The following is a 14,919-nucleotide window of genomic DNA, read 5'->3' on the forward strand; positions in this document are numbered from 1 at the left end:
ATGGCGAACACTTGGCAAGCCGACCCGGTGCTGAGCGTCGAGCATATCACCATGCGTTTCGGCGGACTCGTCGCCATCGACGACCTCTCCTTCAATGTCGGGCGCCACGACATCACCGCGCTGATCGGGCCTAACGGCGCCGGCAAGACCACGGTCTTCAACTGCCTCACCGGCTTCTACAAGCCGACCGAAGGCATGATCGTGATGCGCCACGAGGACGGCAAGAATTTCATCCTCGAGCGCATGGACGATTTCCGCATCTCGCAATTCGCCAAGGTGGCGCGCACCTTCCAGAACATCCGGCTCTTCGCCGGCATGACTGTCCTCGAAAATCTCGTCGTCGCCCAGCACAACACCCTGATGAAGGCCTCGGGCTACACCGTTGCCGGCATCTTGGGCTCACGGTCCTATAAACGCGCCGAGAAGGCAGCGGTCGAGAAGGCCACATACTGGTTGGAAAAAATCCATCTCATCGACCGCGCCGACGATCCGGCGGGCGATTTGCCCTATGGTGCCCAGCGCCGTCTCGAGATCGCCCGTGCCATGTGCACCGAGCCCAAGCTCCTCTGCCTTGACGAACCCGCCGCCGGCCTCAATCCGCGCGAATCCGACGACCTCAACAAGCTTCTCCTGTCGATCCGTCAGGACGAGGGCATCGGCATCCTGCTCATCGAGCACGACATGAAGGTGGTGATGGAGATTTCCGATCACGTGGTGGTGCTCGATTACGGCCAGAAGATCGCCGACGGGACACCGGCCGAGGTGAAGATCGATCCGGCGGTGATCCGCGCCTATCTGGGCGTCGACGAAGAGGAAGCGCCACCCATCGCCGAGAAGCTCATCACCGAAGCCATCGCCCGGGCGGAGAACGAGCCCCCGGCCCAGCAGGGAGGCCGTTGATGGCGTCCCCTCTTCTCACCATCCGCGGCGTCGAGACCTTCTACGGCAAGATCCAGGCGCTCAAGGGCATCGATCTCGATGTCAATGAGGGCGAGATCGTCACGCTCATCGGCTCGAACGGCGCCGGCAAGTCCACCTTGATGATGACGATCTGCGGCACGCCACGCTGTCGCACGGGCTCCATCCGCTTCGGCGAGGCCGACATCACCCAGACGCCGACCCATGAGATCATCCGCCTCGGCATCGCACAGTCGCCCGAGGGCCGGCGCATCTTCCCGCGCATGAGCGTTCTCGAGAACCTGCAGATGGGCGCGGCGGTGACCGATCCGAAATATTTCGACGAGGACCTCGCCCGCGCCTTCAAGACCTTCCCTATCCTCGAGAAACGCCAGAGCCAGCGCGGCGGCACATTGTCGGGCGGCGAGCAGCAGATGCTCGCCATCGCCCGCGCTCTGATGGCGCGCCCGCGTCTCTTGCTCCTCGACGAGCCGTCGCTCGGCCTCGCCCCTCTCATCGTCAAGCAGATCTTCGAGGTCATTCGCGAGCTCAACGCCAAGCAAGGCCTCACCGTCTTCCTGGTCGAGCAGAATGCTTTCCACGCGCTGAAGCTCGCCCATCGCGCCTATGTGATGGTAAACGGCCGTATCACCATGTCGGGCACCGGCAGCCAGTTGCTGGCCAGCCCTGAAATCCGCGCCGCCTATCTCGAAGGCGGAGCTCATTAGGGAAACACAAGATGTCTCTCTTCGTTGAGGACGATCCCTGGATCTTCATCATCATGACGGTGATCATAGGCGGCGGCGCCGCCTATCTTTCCGGCCGGGCGCTCGCGTCCAAATGGCGCCCATGGGCGATGGCCGCCTTCTACATGATCCCGCTCGGCCTCGCTTTACGCTTTTTTCACTATGCGTTGTTCAACGGCAACCTGTTGAGCCTGCATTACTTCATCACCGACACGCTGGTGCTGGTCGCCGCCACCAGCCTCGGCTACCGGCTGACCCGCGTCGGACAGATGGTCAACCAATATCCATGGCTTTACGAGCGTTCCAGCCCCTTCGGCTGGAGGTCCAAGATCGCACCCTGAGTTTGGCATAAGGGCCATGCCGTCCAGCATGGCCCTTTCCAATCGCGCCCTTTTGCGCAAAGATAGGCGCAAGGGGTGTGTAACCCCCGAAGACCGATCAAGGTCATTACCCCAAGGGAGAAACAGATGAAAAAATATGTACTGTCGGGCTTAGCCGTAGGCTTCGCGGCGACCCTCGCCGCCTCCACGGCCTGGGCCGATATCACGATCGCCGTGGCCGGCCCGATCACCGGCCAGTATGCGGCCTTCGGTGAGCAGATGAAGCGCGGCGCCGAGATGGCGGTGGCCGACATCAACGCCGCCGGCGGCGTCAATGGCGAGAAGCTCGTCCTCGAAGTGGGCGATGACGCTTGCGACCCGAAGCAGGCTGTTGCGGTGGCCAACCAGCTCGCCTCCAAGGGCGTGAAGTTCGTCGCCGGGCATTTCTGCTCGAGCTCGTCGATCCCGGCCTCCAAGGTCTATGAAGAGGAAGGCGTCCTGCAGATTTCGCCCGCTTCGACCAACCCGAAGCTGACGGATGAAGGCGGCTGGAACGTGGCGCGCGTCTGCGGCCGTGACGACGCCCAGGGCATCGTCGCCGGTGGCTTCCTCGCCAAGAACTACAAGGACAAGAAGATCGCCATCATCGACGACAAGACGGCCTATGGCAAAGGTCTGGCGGACGAGACGCGCAAGGCGCTGAACGCGGCTGGCGGCAAGGAAGTCATGAACGAAGCCTATACCGCTGGTGAGAAGGACTACACCGCGCTCGTTTCCAAGCTCAAGGAAGCGGCGATCGATGTCGTCTATGTCGGCGGCTATCACACGGAAGGCGGCCTCATCCTGCGCCAGCTGCGTGAACAAGGCTCGCAGGCGCTGATGGTGTCGGGCGACGCGTTCGTGACCGATGAATTCTGGACCATCACCGGCCCGGCCGGCGAAGGCACGATCATGACCTTCGCTCCGGATCCGCAGAAGTTCGACGCGGCCAAGGCGGTCGTGGAGAAGTTCAAGGCGGCCGGCTACAATCCGGAAGGCTACACGCTCTACACCTACGCGGCCGTCCAGGCCTATGCGCAGGGTGTGACCGCCGCGGGCGGCGCCGGCGACAACAAGAAGATCGCCGAGTGGCTGCGCGCCGGCAACACGCTGAAGACGGTCCTTGGCGACCTCTCGCTCAACGAGAAGGGCGACATCAAGGACGCCAAGTATGTCTGGTACAAGTGGCATGACGGCAAATACGCCGAGGATGCCGAGCTCAACAAGTAATCCAGCGTACACAGACCAATAAAGAACCCGCATGGCACGCCATGCGGGTTTTTCTTTTTGCCGTACTGCTTAGTCGATGCGGAACTGCAGGCCTATGCCAGGGCCGCCCCAATAGCCGGGGCCGTAATAGCCGTAGCCTGGTCCGTAGTAGCCGCCATAGTAATAGGGATCGTAGTAGTACGGGTCGTAATAGCGGTGACGCCGCCATTTGCGGTGATGATTCCAGCGGTCGCCGCGCCAACGACGCGATTCACGCCAGCGACGTTCGCCGCGCCAGCGCCGATGCTCACGGCGCCACTTCTTCTTGTGATTGGCGAGGACGAAATTGCCGTCCTGCGCCGTCTGAGCTTTTGCCGGCCCGACAGGCATCGCCTGGCTGGTTGCCGGCATCACGAATGCTGTGCCCACAGCCAGGGCGGAGGCCACAGCAAGGGCTTTGATGTTGAACACGATAAGGTCCTCCTCTCTCGACAGACCTCGTTACTTCCGATGCGACCAACATAGGGATCGCATATGGCCGTTAAAAGGCATCTTGACCGGGACAACGAACGGCAGGAAGGATCGTTCCGGAATCTAGAGGAGCCGCCAATGAAGGCATATTTCGTCCAGATAAAGTGTGAGCTGGGCAAAGCTTACCAAGTGGCAACCGCCATTGCCGATGCCGAGATCGCGTCGGAAATCTATTCAACTTCAGGCAATTACGACCTTCTGGCGAAGTTCTATCTGGAGCCCGAGGCGGACATCGGACACTTCGTCAACGAGAAGCTCCACAAGATCAAAGGCATCAAGGATACCTACACCATCATCACCTTCCGCGCTTTCTGAAGATCAGCCATGCGTCTTGCCACTGCCCTCTTGTTTCTGGCCATCACTGCGACGGCAGCCTCAGCGGCCGACAATGCGGAGCGCGCCGCCATAGGTTTTTCACCGGATGGCCGCTATTTCGCCTTCGAGCAGTATGGTGTGCAGGACGGATCGGGATTTCCCTATTCCGAGATCTTCGTGATCGATCTCGACGCCAATCAGTGGGTGAAGGGCTCACCGTTCCGCGAGCGGATCGAGGACGAGGCTGCGCTTGTTTCATCCGCGCGTGCCAAGGCCGCCAAGTCGGCCGCTGCCCTCATCGGCCAGCTGAAGACCGCCGAGCCCGGTGACGCGCTCGCGGCGCAGCTGCCGACCCAGGCCGTAGCCGACCGCCACCGCATCGGTTTCGACCCTTACTATCAGAGCCAGACCAGCCAGAAGGGCGGGCAATACACGCTGAGCCTCGCGCTGGTGCCATTCGCCGCTCCCGAAAGCTGCTATGCCGAGGATGGCAAGCAGATGGGCTTCAGGCTTATCCTCAAGGACAATGACTCCGGCGCCGAGACGGAAGTCCACAAGGACGCCGCCATTCCAGCCTCGCGTTATTGCCCGCGCGACTACGACATCTCCGATATCATCGCCTACCGCCCCGGCTCCGGCACGGCGCGGCAGGTCGCGCTGATCGGCGTCTATACGCCCGGCTTCGAGGGCGTGAACCGGCGCTTTATCGCAGTACCCTTCCGGCTACCCTAGAACCGCATCCCGCTTTCTGCCAATATATCCGATGTCATCCTCTTCCGGGGGCGTTGGTCACGGGAGAAGAGCATGGACGGCACTTCGAGCAACGAAACCTCCGGAGGGAAGGCCTCCTCCGGATTGCGGCGGCGGGCATTCCTGCTGAGCGGCGCGGCCGCCGGCATAGGTCTCGCAACCTCCGCCATTGCGACAAACGCCATCGGTAAGACCGCGCAGCCCAATATCATCCACATCGTCGCCGACGATCTCGGCTGGAAGGATGTCGGCTTCCACGGCTCCGACATCAAGACACCGCACATCGACAAGCTGGCCGAGACGGGCGCCAGCCTTGAGCAGTTCTATGTCCAGCCGATGTGCACGCCGACCCGCGCCGCGCTCATGACCGGACGCTATCCGCTGCGCTACGGGCTGCAGACAGGTGTCATTCCTGCCGCCGCCAACTACAGCCTTCCCATGGACGAATATCTGTTGCCGCAGGTGCTCAAGGATGCCGGCTACAGCACGGCGATGGTCGGCAAATGGCATCTCGGCCACGCCAAACCGGAATTCTGGCCGCGCCAGCGCGGTTTCGATTCATTCTACGGCGCCACCGTCGGTGAGATCGATCATTTTAAGCACTCATCGCACGGCGTCCTCGACTGGTACCGCAACAACAAGCCCCTGAAGGAGGACGGCTTCGACAATACTCTGTTCGGCGCCGAAGCGGCGCGGGTAATCGAAAAGCACGATACCGGGAAACCGCTGTTCCTCTATCTCGCCTTCACCGCGCCGCACACACCTTTTCAGGCGCCGCAGAGCTATCTCGACCGCTATCGTCACATCCCCGACGAGAACCGGCGGAAATACGCCGCCATGGTGTCGGCGATGGACGACGAGATCGGCCGTACCGTCGCGGCGTTGGAGAAGCGCGGCATGCGCGACAACACGCTCATCATCTTCCATAGCGACAATGGCGGAGTGAGATCATCGCTCTTCGCGGGAGATTCGAAAGTGACCGGCGGACTGCCCGCCGACAATGGCCCCTATCGTGATGGCAAAGGGACTCTCTTCGAAGGCGGAACCCGGGTCGCGGCTCTCGTCAACTGGCCGGGCAAGATCAAGCAGGGAGCTATCGACGGCATGATGCATGTGGTCGACTTCTATCCGACGCTGGCAGCCCTTGCCGGCGCCAGTCTCGGCAAGAACAAACCGCTCGACGGCATGGATATGTGGCGGACGCTCAGCGCGGCGGCGCCGTCCCCGCGTAGCGAGATCGTCTACAATATCGACCCGATGGCCGGCGCCGTGCGTCAGGGCGACTGGAAACTGATCTGGAAGGCGGCTCTGCCTCAGATGCTGGCGCTCTTCGACCTCGCCAAGGACAAATCCGAGACCACCGACCTGGCCGGCGCTAATCCGGAGAAGGTCAGGCAGTTGCAGGCGCGGATCAGCGAGCTGGCCGGCGAGATGGCGCAGCCGCTCCTGCTGATGGAAGCGGTCAGGCTGACCTTCTTCAGCCCGCCGGTGATGCCCGACACGTCGCAGATGTTCAATATCGGAGATTGAAGACACGCTGGTGCTTGCGCAACCGGATGCGGCCAGGGAGGTCCCATGTATATTCTCTACGGGGGTGACTACACCCGCGCGGCGCTGGTGCAGTGGCTGCTCGACGAAGGCAAGCTCGACTATGAATTGAAGAAGGTCGACATCATCAAGAACGAGCATCGGACCGCCGAGTTCCTGGCCATAAACCCCGCTGGCCTCGTGCCGGTGCTCGTCACGCCCGAGGGCGACACACTGCACGAGGTCGCGGCTTTGCTGGTCTATCTCGCCGACCGGCACCAGCTCACGAACCTGGCGCCCGCACCGGACGATCCGCTGCGCGGACGGTTTCTCTCGGCGGTTTTCCACATCGCCAGCGACATTCAGGCCGAGATGAAACGCTTCCACTTCCCCCATCGCTTCTCATTGCGAACGGAAGACAATGGGAGGATTCAGGAAATGGCGAAAGACCTCGTCCTCAGTCGCCTGGAGGTGGTCGATGCCAGACTGGCCAAAGGCGGCCCATACACCCTGGGAGATCGCTTTTCGCTCGCCGATTTCTATCTGAGCTTCTGGATCGCCCTGCTCGATCGCCACACGGTGCGGCAGCGGCTTCGTTCAGTGGCGAGACTTTATGACCTGGTCCGCAACCGTCCGGGTGCATCGCGCTATCTCGTTGAAACCGAGAAGATGGCAGACGACTATGCGGAGCTGATGAGGAGGAACCCTTGCGGTGTAATCGCCTAATCGGCGATGGCCTTCAGGTAACGATCGACCGAGCGCGCCACCGCACCCTTGCCGTCTTCGAGGATGCGCATGTTGCGGAAAGCGCTGTAGACCTGGTCGTAGTCGAAAGGCTCGAGCGCTTTTGCGATGTGCTTCACCGCACGCGCATTGAGCGGCCAGAGATTGGGATAGGAATACATGAAGCTCACATATCTGCGGTCCATCACCACCTGCACGATGTCGCCGGCCAAGAGCACATTGGGCTTGTCCTTGCGCGCCCAGTGACAGACGGTGCCGCCCTCGAAATGCCCGCCGCAGCGGATCAGTGTCAGGTCGGGCAGGATCTGACGGGTCTCGCCGCTCCAGAAGACGATGGAAGAGTCCGGCCGCGTGACCCATTGCCGGTCGCCCTCATGGATATAGATCGGAATATTACCGAGCGCCCTGCTCCATTCGACGATCACCGAATAATAATGCGGATGCGAGATGGCCATCGCCTTGACCGGCCCGCGCGCCGTGAGCGCCGCCACCGCCTCGTCGGTCACGAGGCACACACTGTCCCACAATAGATTGCCGTCCGGCGTCTCGGCGAGCAGCGCGCGCTGGCCGATGGCAAAGGCGGGCTCGACGATGATGCTGAGCACACCATCCTCATCCGAGATCACCACCTTGTGGTCGCGGGCGAGCTCCTCCATCGTCGTCCAGTCCTGGCCCGCCCAGCGCACATACTGGCGGCCGTCGTTGCAGATCGGGCATGATGCCGGCGGGGTGGCGCTCGCCGCATACTGGACGCCGCACTGCCGGCACATATGATGAATCATGAAAGGGCCCTCCTGCGCTGGACGACCTGTCTAGCGCAGGAGGAAATAGGAGGCCATTACTGTTTGAGCAGTTCCAATCCTTGCGCGGACTTGGCGAGACGGACGAGGTTGACGAATTCGGCACGGTAGCCGAACTCGTCCTTGCCCCTGGCGCCCTGCGCCAGCGCGATCACGTCGTCATAGGAATAGGACTTGGTATATTGCCCGCCGCGCAGCAGCTGCCCGAAGGCGGCGACCGCTGTGGCGAAACGCGACTCCTGCGGCGCCGCATCGATATTCGCCGCAGCGGCGTCGATCTTCACCGGCTCGCTGATGAGCTTCGAGTCTTTCTCGCCCGGCAGCTTGTAGCGGATCTTGACGAAGCCGTACTCGTCCGCGCCCGCTTTCGCCGGCGTCTCGCTCGTGCCGTAACGCAGATCGTCATTGAGCTTCGACTTTGAATCCCGGGGCGTGATTTCGTAGATCGCCGTCACCGTATGGCCGGAGCCGATATCGCCGGCATCGACCTTGTCGTTGTTGAAGTCCTCGCGCTGCAGCATGCGCGTCTCATAGCCGATGAGCCGGTATTCCGAGACGGTGTCGGGATTGAACTCGACCTGGATCTTGACGTCCTGGGCGATGGTGAACAATGTCGAGCTCACCTCGTCGACCAGCACCTTGCGGGCCTCGTTGAGCGTGTCGATATAGGCGGCGTTGCCATTGCCGTTCTGGGCCAGCGTCTGCATCATCTCGTCATTATAGTTGCCGCGCCCGAAGCCCAGCACCGATAGGGTCACGCCGCTGTCGCGCTTGCGCTCGATGAAGCTCTTCAGCTCTTCAGGATCGGTGATGCCGACATTGAAGTCGCCATCGGTGGCGAGGATGACGCGGTTGATGCCGGTCTTGTCGAAGCTCTGCTCGGCGAGCTGATAGGCCTGCCGGATGCCTTCGGCGCCGGCGGTCGAGCCGCCCGCCATCAGCCGGTCGAGCGCACCGATGATCTTCGCCTTGTCCTTCGCCTTGGTGGGCTCGAGCACGGTTCCGGCATTGCCGGCATAGGTGACGATCGAGACAGTATCCTCAGGGCCCATCGTATCGACGAGCAGCTTCAGTGAATTCTCCAGCAGCGGCAGCTTGTTGGGCTCGTCCATCGAGCCGGACGTGTCGACGAGGAAGACCAGGTTGGATCTGGGCTTCTCCTGGCCGTTGAGCGAGAAGCCCTTGATGCCGATATGCATGAGCCTGGTGTCGGGATTCCATGGGCTGGGGAAGACCGAGACATTGGCCTTGAACGGCACCGTTCTGTCGGCAGGCCCCGCATAATCATAGGGAAAATAGTTGATCATCTCCTCGACGCGCACCGCATCCTTTTGCGGCAGCACATTCTGGTTCAGCTCGCCGCGCACGAAGCTGTAGGAGGACGTGTCGACGTCGATCGAGAAGGTCGAGACCGGCTCGTCCCTGGCGATTTTCACCGGATTGGTTTTAATGTCGGTGAACTTGTCGCGGCCCTGATCCTGGTAATAGAGCTGACGCTGATCGGCGCTCTTCGCGGCGGTCGTCGGTGCATAGGTCATGACGCTGCCGGCCAGGCTCTCCGATTCCGCATAGTCGGAGAAATTACCGCCCTTGGGTGCGATGGCGTCCGCGGCGCTATCGGATTTCGACATGTCCAAGCCGAGCCCGCCCGACGCCTGGGGCGCCGGCTTCGGAACGGCCGGCAACTGCTCGATGATCTCCTTGCGTGCCGGCGACGCGTCCGCCCTCTGCCTCGGCTCCGCCTTCTTCACCTTGCTGTCGATTTCCGTCGGCAAGGCGGGCGGCTCCTCGACGTAAAATGAATTCTGCGGCCCACGCAGCATACCGCTATTGACCGTGATCAACGCGATCACCGCGAGGCTCGCACCGGCCATCAGGCCGTAACTCAATCTCAAACCGTGCATCTTTGTGCTCCCAGAAAGGAAACCCCTTACCCGAGTCATGAGACGGGGCTTGGCGCGGGTTCCTTGGGAGGTCTTCGCAAAAATTTCATCATAGGCGGCCATCGCCGCCGCAATGCCGGCCGCTTTCGCCGCCGGATCGGGTTTCGGCGCCTCGCCGCGGAAGGGAGATTTCAGAGGGTCGAAATCGTCGGTCATTCTTCCATCCTCGCCAGCACCGCGAGGCGCTTGCGTATTTCATGCATCCGCCAGGACACGGTGGATTCCTTGACGCCCAGCACCTCCCCTGCTTCGGCGTGGTTCATGTCTTCGGCCAGCACCAGCAGCGCCGTTTCCTTGAGGTCGGGCGAGAGCCGATCGATCGCCTGATAGAGCCATTGCAGCCGCCGGTCGCTGTCGGCCCAGTCGGCACTGCGCTGGGCGTCGATCTCGACGAAGGCCGCTTCCATCCGCCCTGCCGTCTTGCGCCGCCGGATCAGGTCGCGGCAGTGATTGAGAGCGAGCTGATAGAGCCAGGTCGAGAACCGGCTCCGGCCGCCGAAACTGCCGATCTTGCGCGCCAGCGCCATGGCCATCTCCTGGGCGGCATCCTCGGCCTCGGCCCGGCTGCCGAGCAACCGATAGGCCACCCGGAACAGGAGATCGTAATGCCGCTCCAGCAGAAGCCGGAACGCGGCACGGTCGCCGTCCCGGGCAAGCCGGACGAGATCGGGGTCGCTCGCATCCATGTGTCTGAAGCTTTGACGCATGCCGATGGCAAAAGCTTGGGCCGCTGAGAAAATTTTTGCGGCGATCCGCGGCGTTGCCCTCGAGCGCCATAACTGTTAGACCCCGCCCGACCTCCAAACAGGGCCAAAATCTCATGATTCCGCGCTATACCCGTCCCGAAATGGCTGCCATCTGGGAGCCGCAGACCCGCTTCCGTATCTGGTTCGAGATCGAGGCCCATGCGGCGGACGCCATGGCCGAGCTTGGCATCATCCCCAAGGAAGCCGCCGTGACCATCTGGGCCAAGGCCAGGGATGCCGTCTTCGACGTCGCCCGCATCGATGAGATCGAGCGCGAGACCAAGCATGACGTCATCGCCTTCCTCACTCATTTGTCCGAGATCGTCGGCCCCGAGGCACGTTTCGTCCATCAGGGCATGACCTCCTCCGACGTGCTCGACACCTGTCTCAACGTCCAGCTCTGCCGCGCCGCCGACATCCTGCTCGCCGATCTCGACGATCTGCTCTCAGCCCTCGAGCGCCGCGCCAAGGAGCACAAGAACACCGTCACCATCGGCCGCAGCCACGGCATCCATGCCGAGCCCACCACCTTCGGCGTCAAGCTCGCTTTCGCCTATGCCGAATTCATGCGCGCCAAGGAGCGTCTTGCTTTCGCGCGCATGGAAGTCGCCACCTGCGCCATATCGGGCGCCGTCGGCACCTTCGCCAATATCGACCCCCGCGTCGAGGAGCATGTCGCGAAGAAAATGAGCCTGACACCTGAGCCGGTCTCGACCCAGGTCATCCCGCGCGACCGTCATGCCATGTTCTTTTCGGTGCTGGCGGTGATCGCGAGCTCGGTCGAGCGCCTCGCCACCGAAGTGCGCCATCTGCAGCGCACCGAGGTGCTGGAAGCGGAAGAGTTCTTCTCGCCCGGCCAGAAGGGTTCGTCCGCCATGCCGCACAAGCGCAATCCGGTGCTGTCGGAAAACCTGACCGGCCTCGCCCGCCTGGTACGCTCGGCCGCCGTGCCGGCGCTCGAGAATGTGGCGCTCTGGCATGAGCGCGACATCTCGCATTCCTCCGTCGAGCGCGGCATCGCCCCTGACGCCACCGTGCATCTCGATTTCGCCTTGCGCCGCATGACCGGCCTCATCGACAAGCTGGTCGTCTACCCTGAGAACATGCGCAAGAATCTCGACCGTCTCGGCGGCCTCATCCATTCGCAGCGCGTTATGCTCGCCCTCACCCAGAAGGGCATGGCGCGCGAGGAGGCCTATGCCGCGGTCCAGCGCAACGCCATGCCGGTCTGGCGCGGCGACGGTGATTTCCTCACATTGCTGCAGGCCGACAAGGACGTGACCGCCAAGCTCTCCACGACCGAGCTCGCCGAGCTCTTCGACCTCGGCTACCACACCAAGCATGTCGACACGATCTTCAAGCGGGTGTTCGGCGACGCCTAGCTCATAGCCGCTAGTGTCCCGAATCCGAAGTTCGCCCCTGCCAGCGGCACCGTCCGAGCGAACTTCGGATCCGGAAGCTTAATGATTTTAGTGTGCTTTTGAACGCGAAGTTCCTGTCGGTGCAAGCCGCCTGATATCAGGACTTCGCGTTCAGCACACTAGTCACTGGCCGCGTCATCGACTACAGTTTCAGCCGAACCGGAGAACTGTAGCCTGAAGGCGTTACCCCTTAGGGAGGCCAGGATATGATCGAACTCACGGTAAATGGCGAGAAACGCCAGACGGATGTCTCGCCCGATATGCCCCTGCTCTGGGTCCTGCGCGACGAATTCGGCATCACCGGACCGAAATATGGCTGCGGCATCGCCCAATGCGGCGCCTGCACGGTACACATCAACGGCGTGGCAGTGCGCTCCTGCCAGGCGCGGATCGGTGAGCTTGGCGGCGCCAAGGTGCTCACCATCGAAGGCCTCGGCGCCCAATCGCTGCACGCCGTTCAGAGGGCCTGGATCGACCATCAGGTGCCGCAATGCGGCTACTGCCAGACCGGCCAGATCATGCAGGCCGCTGCTCTCCTCGACAAAACTCCGAAACCGACGGATGAGGATATCGACATGGCGATGTCCGGCAATCTGTGCCGCTGCGGGACTTATGTGCGCATCCGCGCCGCGATCCACGCGGCAGCCGAAAAATTGTAGGAGGCGGAGATGGATCACATCACCAATATCTCCCGCCGCGCTTTTCTGATCGGCTCCGCCGCGCTCGCCGGCGGCGTCGCTTTCGGCACCTGGTCCTTTGCGCAAGATGCGGTGACGGATGTTCCCAATCCACTGTTGCCCGGCCTCGGTCCGAATGCGGCGAGCTTCAATCCGTGGGTCAAGATCAGTCCCGACAAGATCACGCTCATCACGCCCCATGCCGATGTCGGCCAGGGTGTGGCGTCGGCGCAGGCGATCCTGATCGCCGAGGAGATGGATCTCGATCTCGGCCAGTTCGATACCGAATTCGGCCCGCCGAGCGCTGCCTATTGGAACACCGGACTCGTCAATGAATTCGTGCCCTTCACCGAGACCGACCGCAGTCCGGCGGCCGAAGCGGCGCGTGAAGGAGCCCGGAAATACCTGAAGGAGTCGGGCCTGCAGATCACCGGCGGCTCGAGCACCATTCCCGACAGCTATGAGAAGCTGCGCATGGCCGGCGCCGTCGCGCGCGAGACCTTGAAAGCGGCCGCCGCAAAACGCAGCGGCGTAACACTGGCGGAAATCCGCACGCAATCGGGCCAGGTGATCCTGCCCGACGGCACGAAGATTCCCTATGGCCAGCTCGCCGCCGAGGCGGCGCAGCTGCCGCCCATCCAGAATGTGACCCTGCGCGCGCCGTCGCAATGGCGGCTGATCGGCAAGCCGACGGAGCGCGTCGACATCAGGGCCAAAGCGACGGGTGCCCTGAAATTCGGCATCGATCAGACCGTCGACGGAATGGTCTTCGCATCGGTGAAGCTCAATCCTTATAAGGGTGGCGCCCTCACCGCCTTTGACGCCGGCAAGGCCGGAGCCATGCCGGGCGTGAAGAAGGTGCTGCAGATCACCAACGGCGTCGCGGTGATCGCCAGCAACAGCTGGTATGCGATGCAGGCGGTCGATGCGGTCGAATGCACCTGGGCCAAGGGCAGTTATCCAGCCGAGCAGGCCGAGCATTGGGCCGCGGTCGAAGCGTCCTTCAGCCCCGCCAAGGTCGACAAGGAGTGGCGCAATGAGGGCGACATCGCCGCGGCGCTGAAAGACGCAACTGTGATCGACGCCGAATACCGCGCCCCCTATGTCGCGCACCAGCCGCTGGAACCTCTCAACGCCATCGCCATCGTCCGCGACGATGCGGCCGAGATCTGGGTCGGCCATCAGATGCCGCGTATCGTCCAGTCGATGGTCGCGACCTTGACCGGCCTCAAGCCCGAGCAGGTCGTGTTCCACAATCAGTGGTCGGGCGGCAGCTTCGGCCATCGTCTCGAATTCGAGAATGTCCGCACCGTGATCGAGATCGCCAAGGAGATGCGCGGCACACCGGTGAAAGTCGTATTCTCGCGCGAGGAGGACTTCCTCCAGGACTTTCCGCGCCAGATCGCCATGGCGCGCAACCGCGGCGTGGTCAGGGACGGCAAGATCATCGCCGCCGACATGCATTTCGCCAGCGCCTCGGCGGTCCGGTCGCAATTCGGCCGGCTCGGCATGCCGTCGCAGGGACCCGACACGCAGATCCCGGCCGGCATCTGGAACATGACCTATGCGATCCCTAACTACCGCGCCACGACCTATGCGGTGGAGGGCGTCTCACCCACCTCCTCCTGGCGCTCGGTCGGCGCCTCGACCGGCGGCTTCTTCGCCGAATGTTTCATCGACGAGCTGATCCATGCCGCCGGCCTCGATCCCCTCAAGGCGCGCATCGCCATGTCCACCATCGACGTCTACCGCAAGGTGCTGGAAGCGGTGGGCGAGATGTCGGACTGGAAAGGCCCGCTCGGCAACGGCAAAGGCCGCGGCGTCGCCTTCATGGAGGCCTTCGGCGTGCCCATTGCCGAAGTCGTCGAAGTATCGGCGACCGACAAAGGCATCAAGATCGACAAGATCTGGATTGCCGCCGAGGTCGGCAAGGTGGTCGACCCGGTCAATTTCGAGAATCTGGTCCAGGGCGGAGTCGTCTGGGGGCTCGGCCATGCCATCAATTGCGAGCTGACCTATTCGCAAGGTGCGGCGCAGCAGACGAACTATACGAGCCATGAAGGCATGCGCATGTATCAGTGCCCGCCGATCGAGGTGCGCGGGCTCGAAAACGGCGCCGATATCCATGGCATCGGCGAGCCGCCCACTGCCATCTCGCCGCCGGCGCTCGCCAACGCCATCTTCGCGGCGACAGGCAGGCGGCTGCGCGAAATGCCCTTCAATAAATCCATCGACTTCGTCTGAGGGAGAGGGC

15 protein-coding genes are annotated in these 14,919 nt (G+C 62.5%); 11 read left to right on the forward strand and 4 right to left on the reverse strand.

Annotated features, from left to right (window positions below; all coding sequences use genetic code 11):
• From JHL16_RS02445 to JHL16_RS02460, 4 genes are all read left to right on the forward strand, one after another.
• Positions 1-900 carry an ABC transporter ATP-binding protein gene (locus tag JHL16_RS02445; protein ID WP_200183314.1) on the forward strand — a complete coding sequence of 300 codons (900 nt, stop codon included), beginning with the start codon at positions 1-3 and terminating at the stop codon, positions 898-900.
• Positions 900-1,625: an ABC transporter ATP-binding protein gene (locus JHL16_RS02450; protein WP_200183315.1), complete on the forward strand. Its 726-nt coding sequence runs from the start codon at positions 900-902 to the stop codon at positions 1,623-1,625. The genes JHL16_RS02445 and JHL16_RS02450 overlap by 1 nt, the downstream gene beginning before the upstream one ends.
• A gap of 11 nt (positions 1,626-1,636) precedes the next feature.
• Positions 1,637-1,984, forward strand: coding sequence for a DUF6867 family protein (locus JHL16_RS02455; protein ID WP_200183316.1), 348 nt, complete (start codon positions 1,637-1,639; stop codon positions 1,982-1,984).
• 126 nt (positions 1,985-2,110) lie between these two features.
• A complete protein-coding gene (locus tag JHL16_RS02460; protein WP_200183317.1) occupies positions 2,111-3,232 on the forward strand; it encodes a branched-chain amino acid ABC transporter substrate-binding protein in 1,122 nt (373 codons plus the stop codon).
• Positions 3,233-3,301: 69 nt separating this feature from the next.
• Here the strand turns inward: JHL16_RS02460 and JHL16_RS02465 are convergent, their stop codons facing one another.
• Positions 3,302-3,622 (reverse strand): hypothetical protein, encoded by a 321-nt coding sequence (locus JHL16_RS02465; protein ID WP_200183318.1) that lies wholly within the window; start codon positions 3,620-3,622, stop codon positions 3,302-3,304.
• 198 nt (positions 3,623-3,820) lie between these two features.
• Between JHL16_RS02465 and JHL16_RS02470 the strand changes: the two genes are divergently transcribed.
• The 4 genes from JHL16_RS02470 to JHL16_RS02485 all read left to right on the forward strand — a co-directional run bounded on the left by JHL16_RS02470 (position 3,821) and on the right by JHL16_RS02485 (position 7,060).
• Positions 3,821-4,057, forward strand: coding sequence for an Lrp/AsnC ligand binding domain-containing protein (locus JHL16_RS02470; RefSeq protein WP_137856927.1), 237 nt, complete (start codon positions 3,821-3,823; stop codon positions 4,055-4,057).
• 9 nt (positions 4,058-4,066) lie between these two features.
• Positions 4,067-4,789, forward strand: coding sequence for a DUF2259 domain-containing protein (locus JHL16_RS02475; protein WP_200183319.1), 723 nt, complete (start codon positions 4,067-4,069; stop codon positions 4,787-4,789).
• A 72-nt stretch (positions 4,790-4,861) separates the two neighbouring features.
• Positions 4,862-6,337: an arylsulfatase B gene (locus tag JHL16_RS02480; RefSeq protein ID WP_200183320.1), complete on the forward strand. Its 1,476-nt coding sequence runs from the start codon at positions 4,862-4,864 to the stop codon at positions 6,335-6,337.
• Positions 6,338-6,382: 45 nt separating this feature from the next.
• Positions 6,383-7,060, forward strand: a complete 678-nt coding sequence (locus tag JHL16_RS02485) for a glutathione S-transferase family protein (protein WP_200183321.1) — start codon at positions 6,383-6,385, stop codon at positions 7,058-7,060.
• Here the strand turns inward: JHL16_RS02485 and JHL16_RS02490 are convergent.
• The 3 genes from JHL16_RS02490 to JHL16_RS02500 are packed head-to-tail and all read right to left on the reverse strand — an operon-like array spanning position 7,057 to position 10,507.
• Positions 7,057-7,860 carry an MBL fold metallo-hydrolase gene (locus JHL16_RS02490; protein ID WP_200183322.1) on the reverse strand — a complete coding sequence of 268 codons (804 nt, stop codon included), beginning with the start codon at positions 7,858-7,860 and terminating at the stop codon, positions 7,057-7,059. The two genes, JHL16_RS02485 and JHL16_RS02490, sit on opposite strands and share 4 nt — an antisense overlap.
• A gap of 56 nt (positions 7,861-7,916) precedes the next feature.
• On the reverse strand, positions 7,917-9,977 hold the full coding sequence (locus tag JHL16_RS02495; RefSeq protein ID WP_200183323.1) for a vWA domain-containing protein: 2,061 nt from the start codon (positions 9,975-9,977) through the stop codon (positions 7,917-7,919).
• A complete protein-coding gene (locus JHL16_RS02500) occupies positions 9,974-10,507 on the reverse strand; it encodes an RNA polymerase sigma factor (protein WP_200183324.1) in 534 nt (177 codons plus the stop codon). Before JHL16_RS02500 ends, JHL16_RS02495 begins: the two co-directional genes overlap by 4 nt.
• Before the next feature lie 134 nt (positions 10,508-10,641).
• On the opposite strand from JHL16_RS02500, the gene purB reads away from it, so the two are divergent.
• The 3 genes from purB (at position 10,642) to JHL16_RS02515 (ending at position 14,909) form a co-directional block, all read left to right on the forward strand.
• A complete protein-coding gene (purB, locus tag JHL16_RS02505; RefSeq protein ID WP_200183325.1) occupies positions 10,642-11,949 on the forward strand; it encodes an adenylosuccinate lyase in 1,308 nt (435 codons plus the stop codon).
• Between the two features lie 245 nt (positions 11,950-12,194).
• Positions 12,195-12,647 (forward strand): (2Fe-2S)-binding protein, encoded by a 453-nt coding sequence (locus tag JHL16_RS02510; protein ID WP_200183326.1) that lies wholly within the window; start codon positions 12,195-12,197, stop codon positions 12,645-12,647.
• 9 nt (positions 12,648-12,656) lie between these two features.
• Positions 12,657-14,909, forward strand: coding sequence for a xanthine dehydrogenase family protein molybdopterin-binding subunit (locus tag JHL16_RS02515; RefSeq protein ID WP_200183327.1), 2,253 nt, complete (start codon positions 12,657-12,659; stop codon positions 14,907-14,909).
• The last annotated feature ends 10 nt before the right edge of the window (positions 14,910-14,919 follow it).

The sequence above is a fragment of the Taklimakanibacter albus genome (genome assembly GCF_016595235.1).
Taxonomy (GTDB): domain Bacteria; phylum Pseudomonadota; class Alphaproteobacteria; order Rhizobiales; family Aestuariivirgaceae; genus Taklimakanibacter; species Taklimakanibacter albus.

Bases quoted from the DNA above. Each gene is read 5' to 3' on its own strand.
- JHL16_RS02445 (WP_200183314.1), top strand. From the start codon at position 1: ATGGCGAACACTTGGCAAGCCGACCCGGTGCTGAGCGTCGAGCATATC.
- JHL16_RS02450 (WP_200183315.1), top strand. From the start codon at position 900: ATGGCGTCCCCTCTTCTCACCATCCGCGGCGTCGAGACCTTCTACGGC.
- JHL16_RS02455 (WP_200183316.1), top strand. From the start codon at position 1,637: ATGTCTCTCTTCGTTGAGGACGATCCCTGGATCTTCATCATCATGACG.
- JHL16_RS02460 (WP_200183317.1), top strand. From the start codon at position 2,111: ATGAAAAAATATGTACTGTCGGGCTTAGCCGTAGGCTTCGCGGCGACC.
- JHL16_RS02465 (WP_200183318.1), bottom strand. From the start codon at position 3,622: ATGCCGGCAACCAGCCAGGCGATGCCTGTCGGGCCGGCAAAAGCTCAG.
- JHL16_RS02470 (WP_137856927.1), top strand. From the start codon at position 3,821: ATGAAGGCATATTTCGTCCAGATAAAGTGTGAGCTGGGCAAAGCTTAC.
- JHL16_RS02475 (WP_200183319.1), top strand. From the start codon at position 4,067: ATGCGTCTTGCCACTGCCCTCTTGTTTCTGGCCATCACTGCGACGGCA.
- JHL16_RS02480 (WP_200183320.1), top strand. From the start codon at position 4,862: ATGGACGGCACTTCGAGCAACGAAACCTCCGGAGGGAAGGCCTCCTCC.
- JHL16_RS02485 (WP_200183321.1), top strand. From the start codon at position 6,383: ATGTATATTCTCTACGGGGGTGACTACACCCGCGCGGCGCTGGTGCAG.
- JHL16_RS02490 (WP_200183322.1), bottom strand. From the start codon at position 7,860: ATGATTCATCATATGTGCCGGCAGTGCGGCGTCCAGTATGCGGCGAGC.
- JHL16_RS02495 (WP_200183323.1), bottom strand. From the start codon at position 9,977: ATGACCGACGATTTCGACCCTCTGAAATCTCCCTTCCGCGGCGAGGCG.
- JHL16_RS02500 (WP_200183324.1), bottom strand. From the start codon at position 10,507: ATGGATGCGAGCGACCCCGATCTCGTCCGGCTTGCCCGGGACGGCGAC.
- purB (WP_200183325.1), top strand. From the start codon at position 10,642: ATGATTCCGCGCTATACCCGTCCCGAAATGGCTGCCATCTGGGAGCCG.
- JHL16_RS02510 (WP_200183326.1), top strand. From the start codon at position 12,195: ATGATCGAACTCACGGTAAATGGCGAGAAACGCCAGACGGATGTCTCG.
- JHL16_RS02515 (WP_200183327.1), top strand. From the start codon at position 12,657: ATGGATCACATCACCAATATCTCCCGCCGCGCTTTTCTGATCGGCTCC.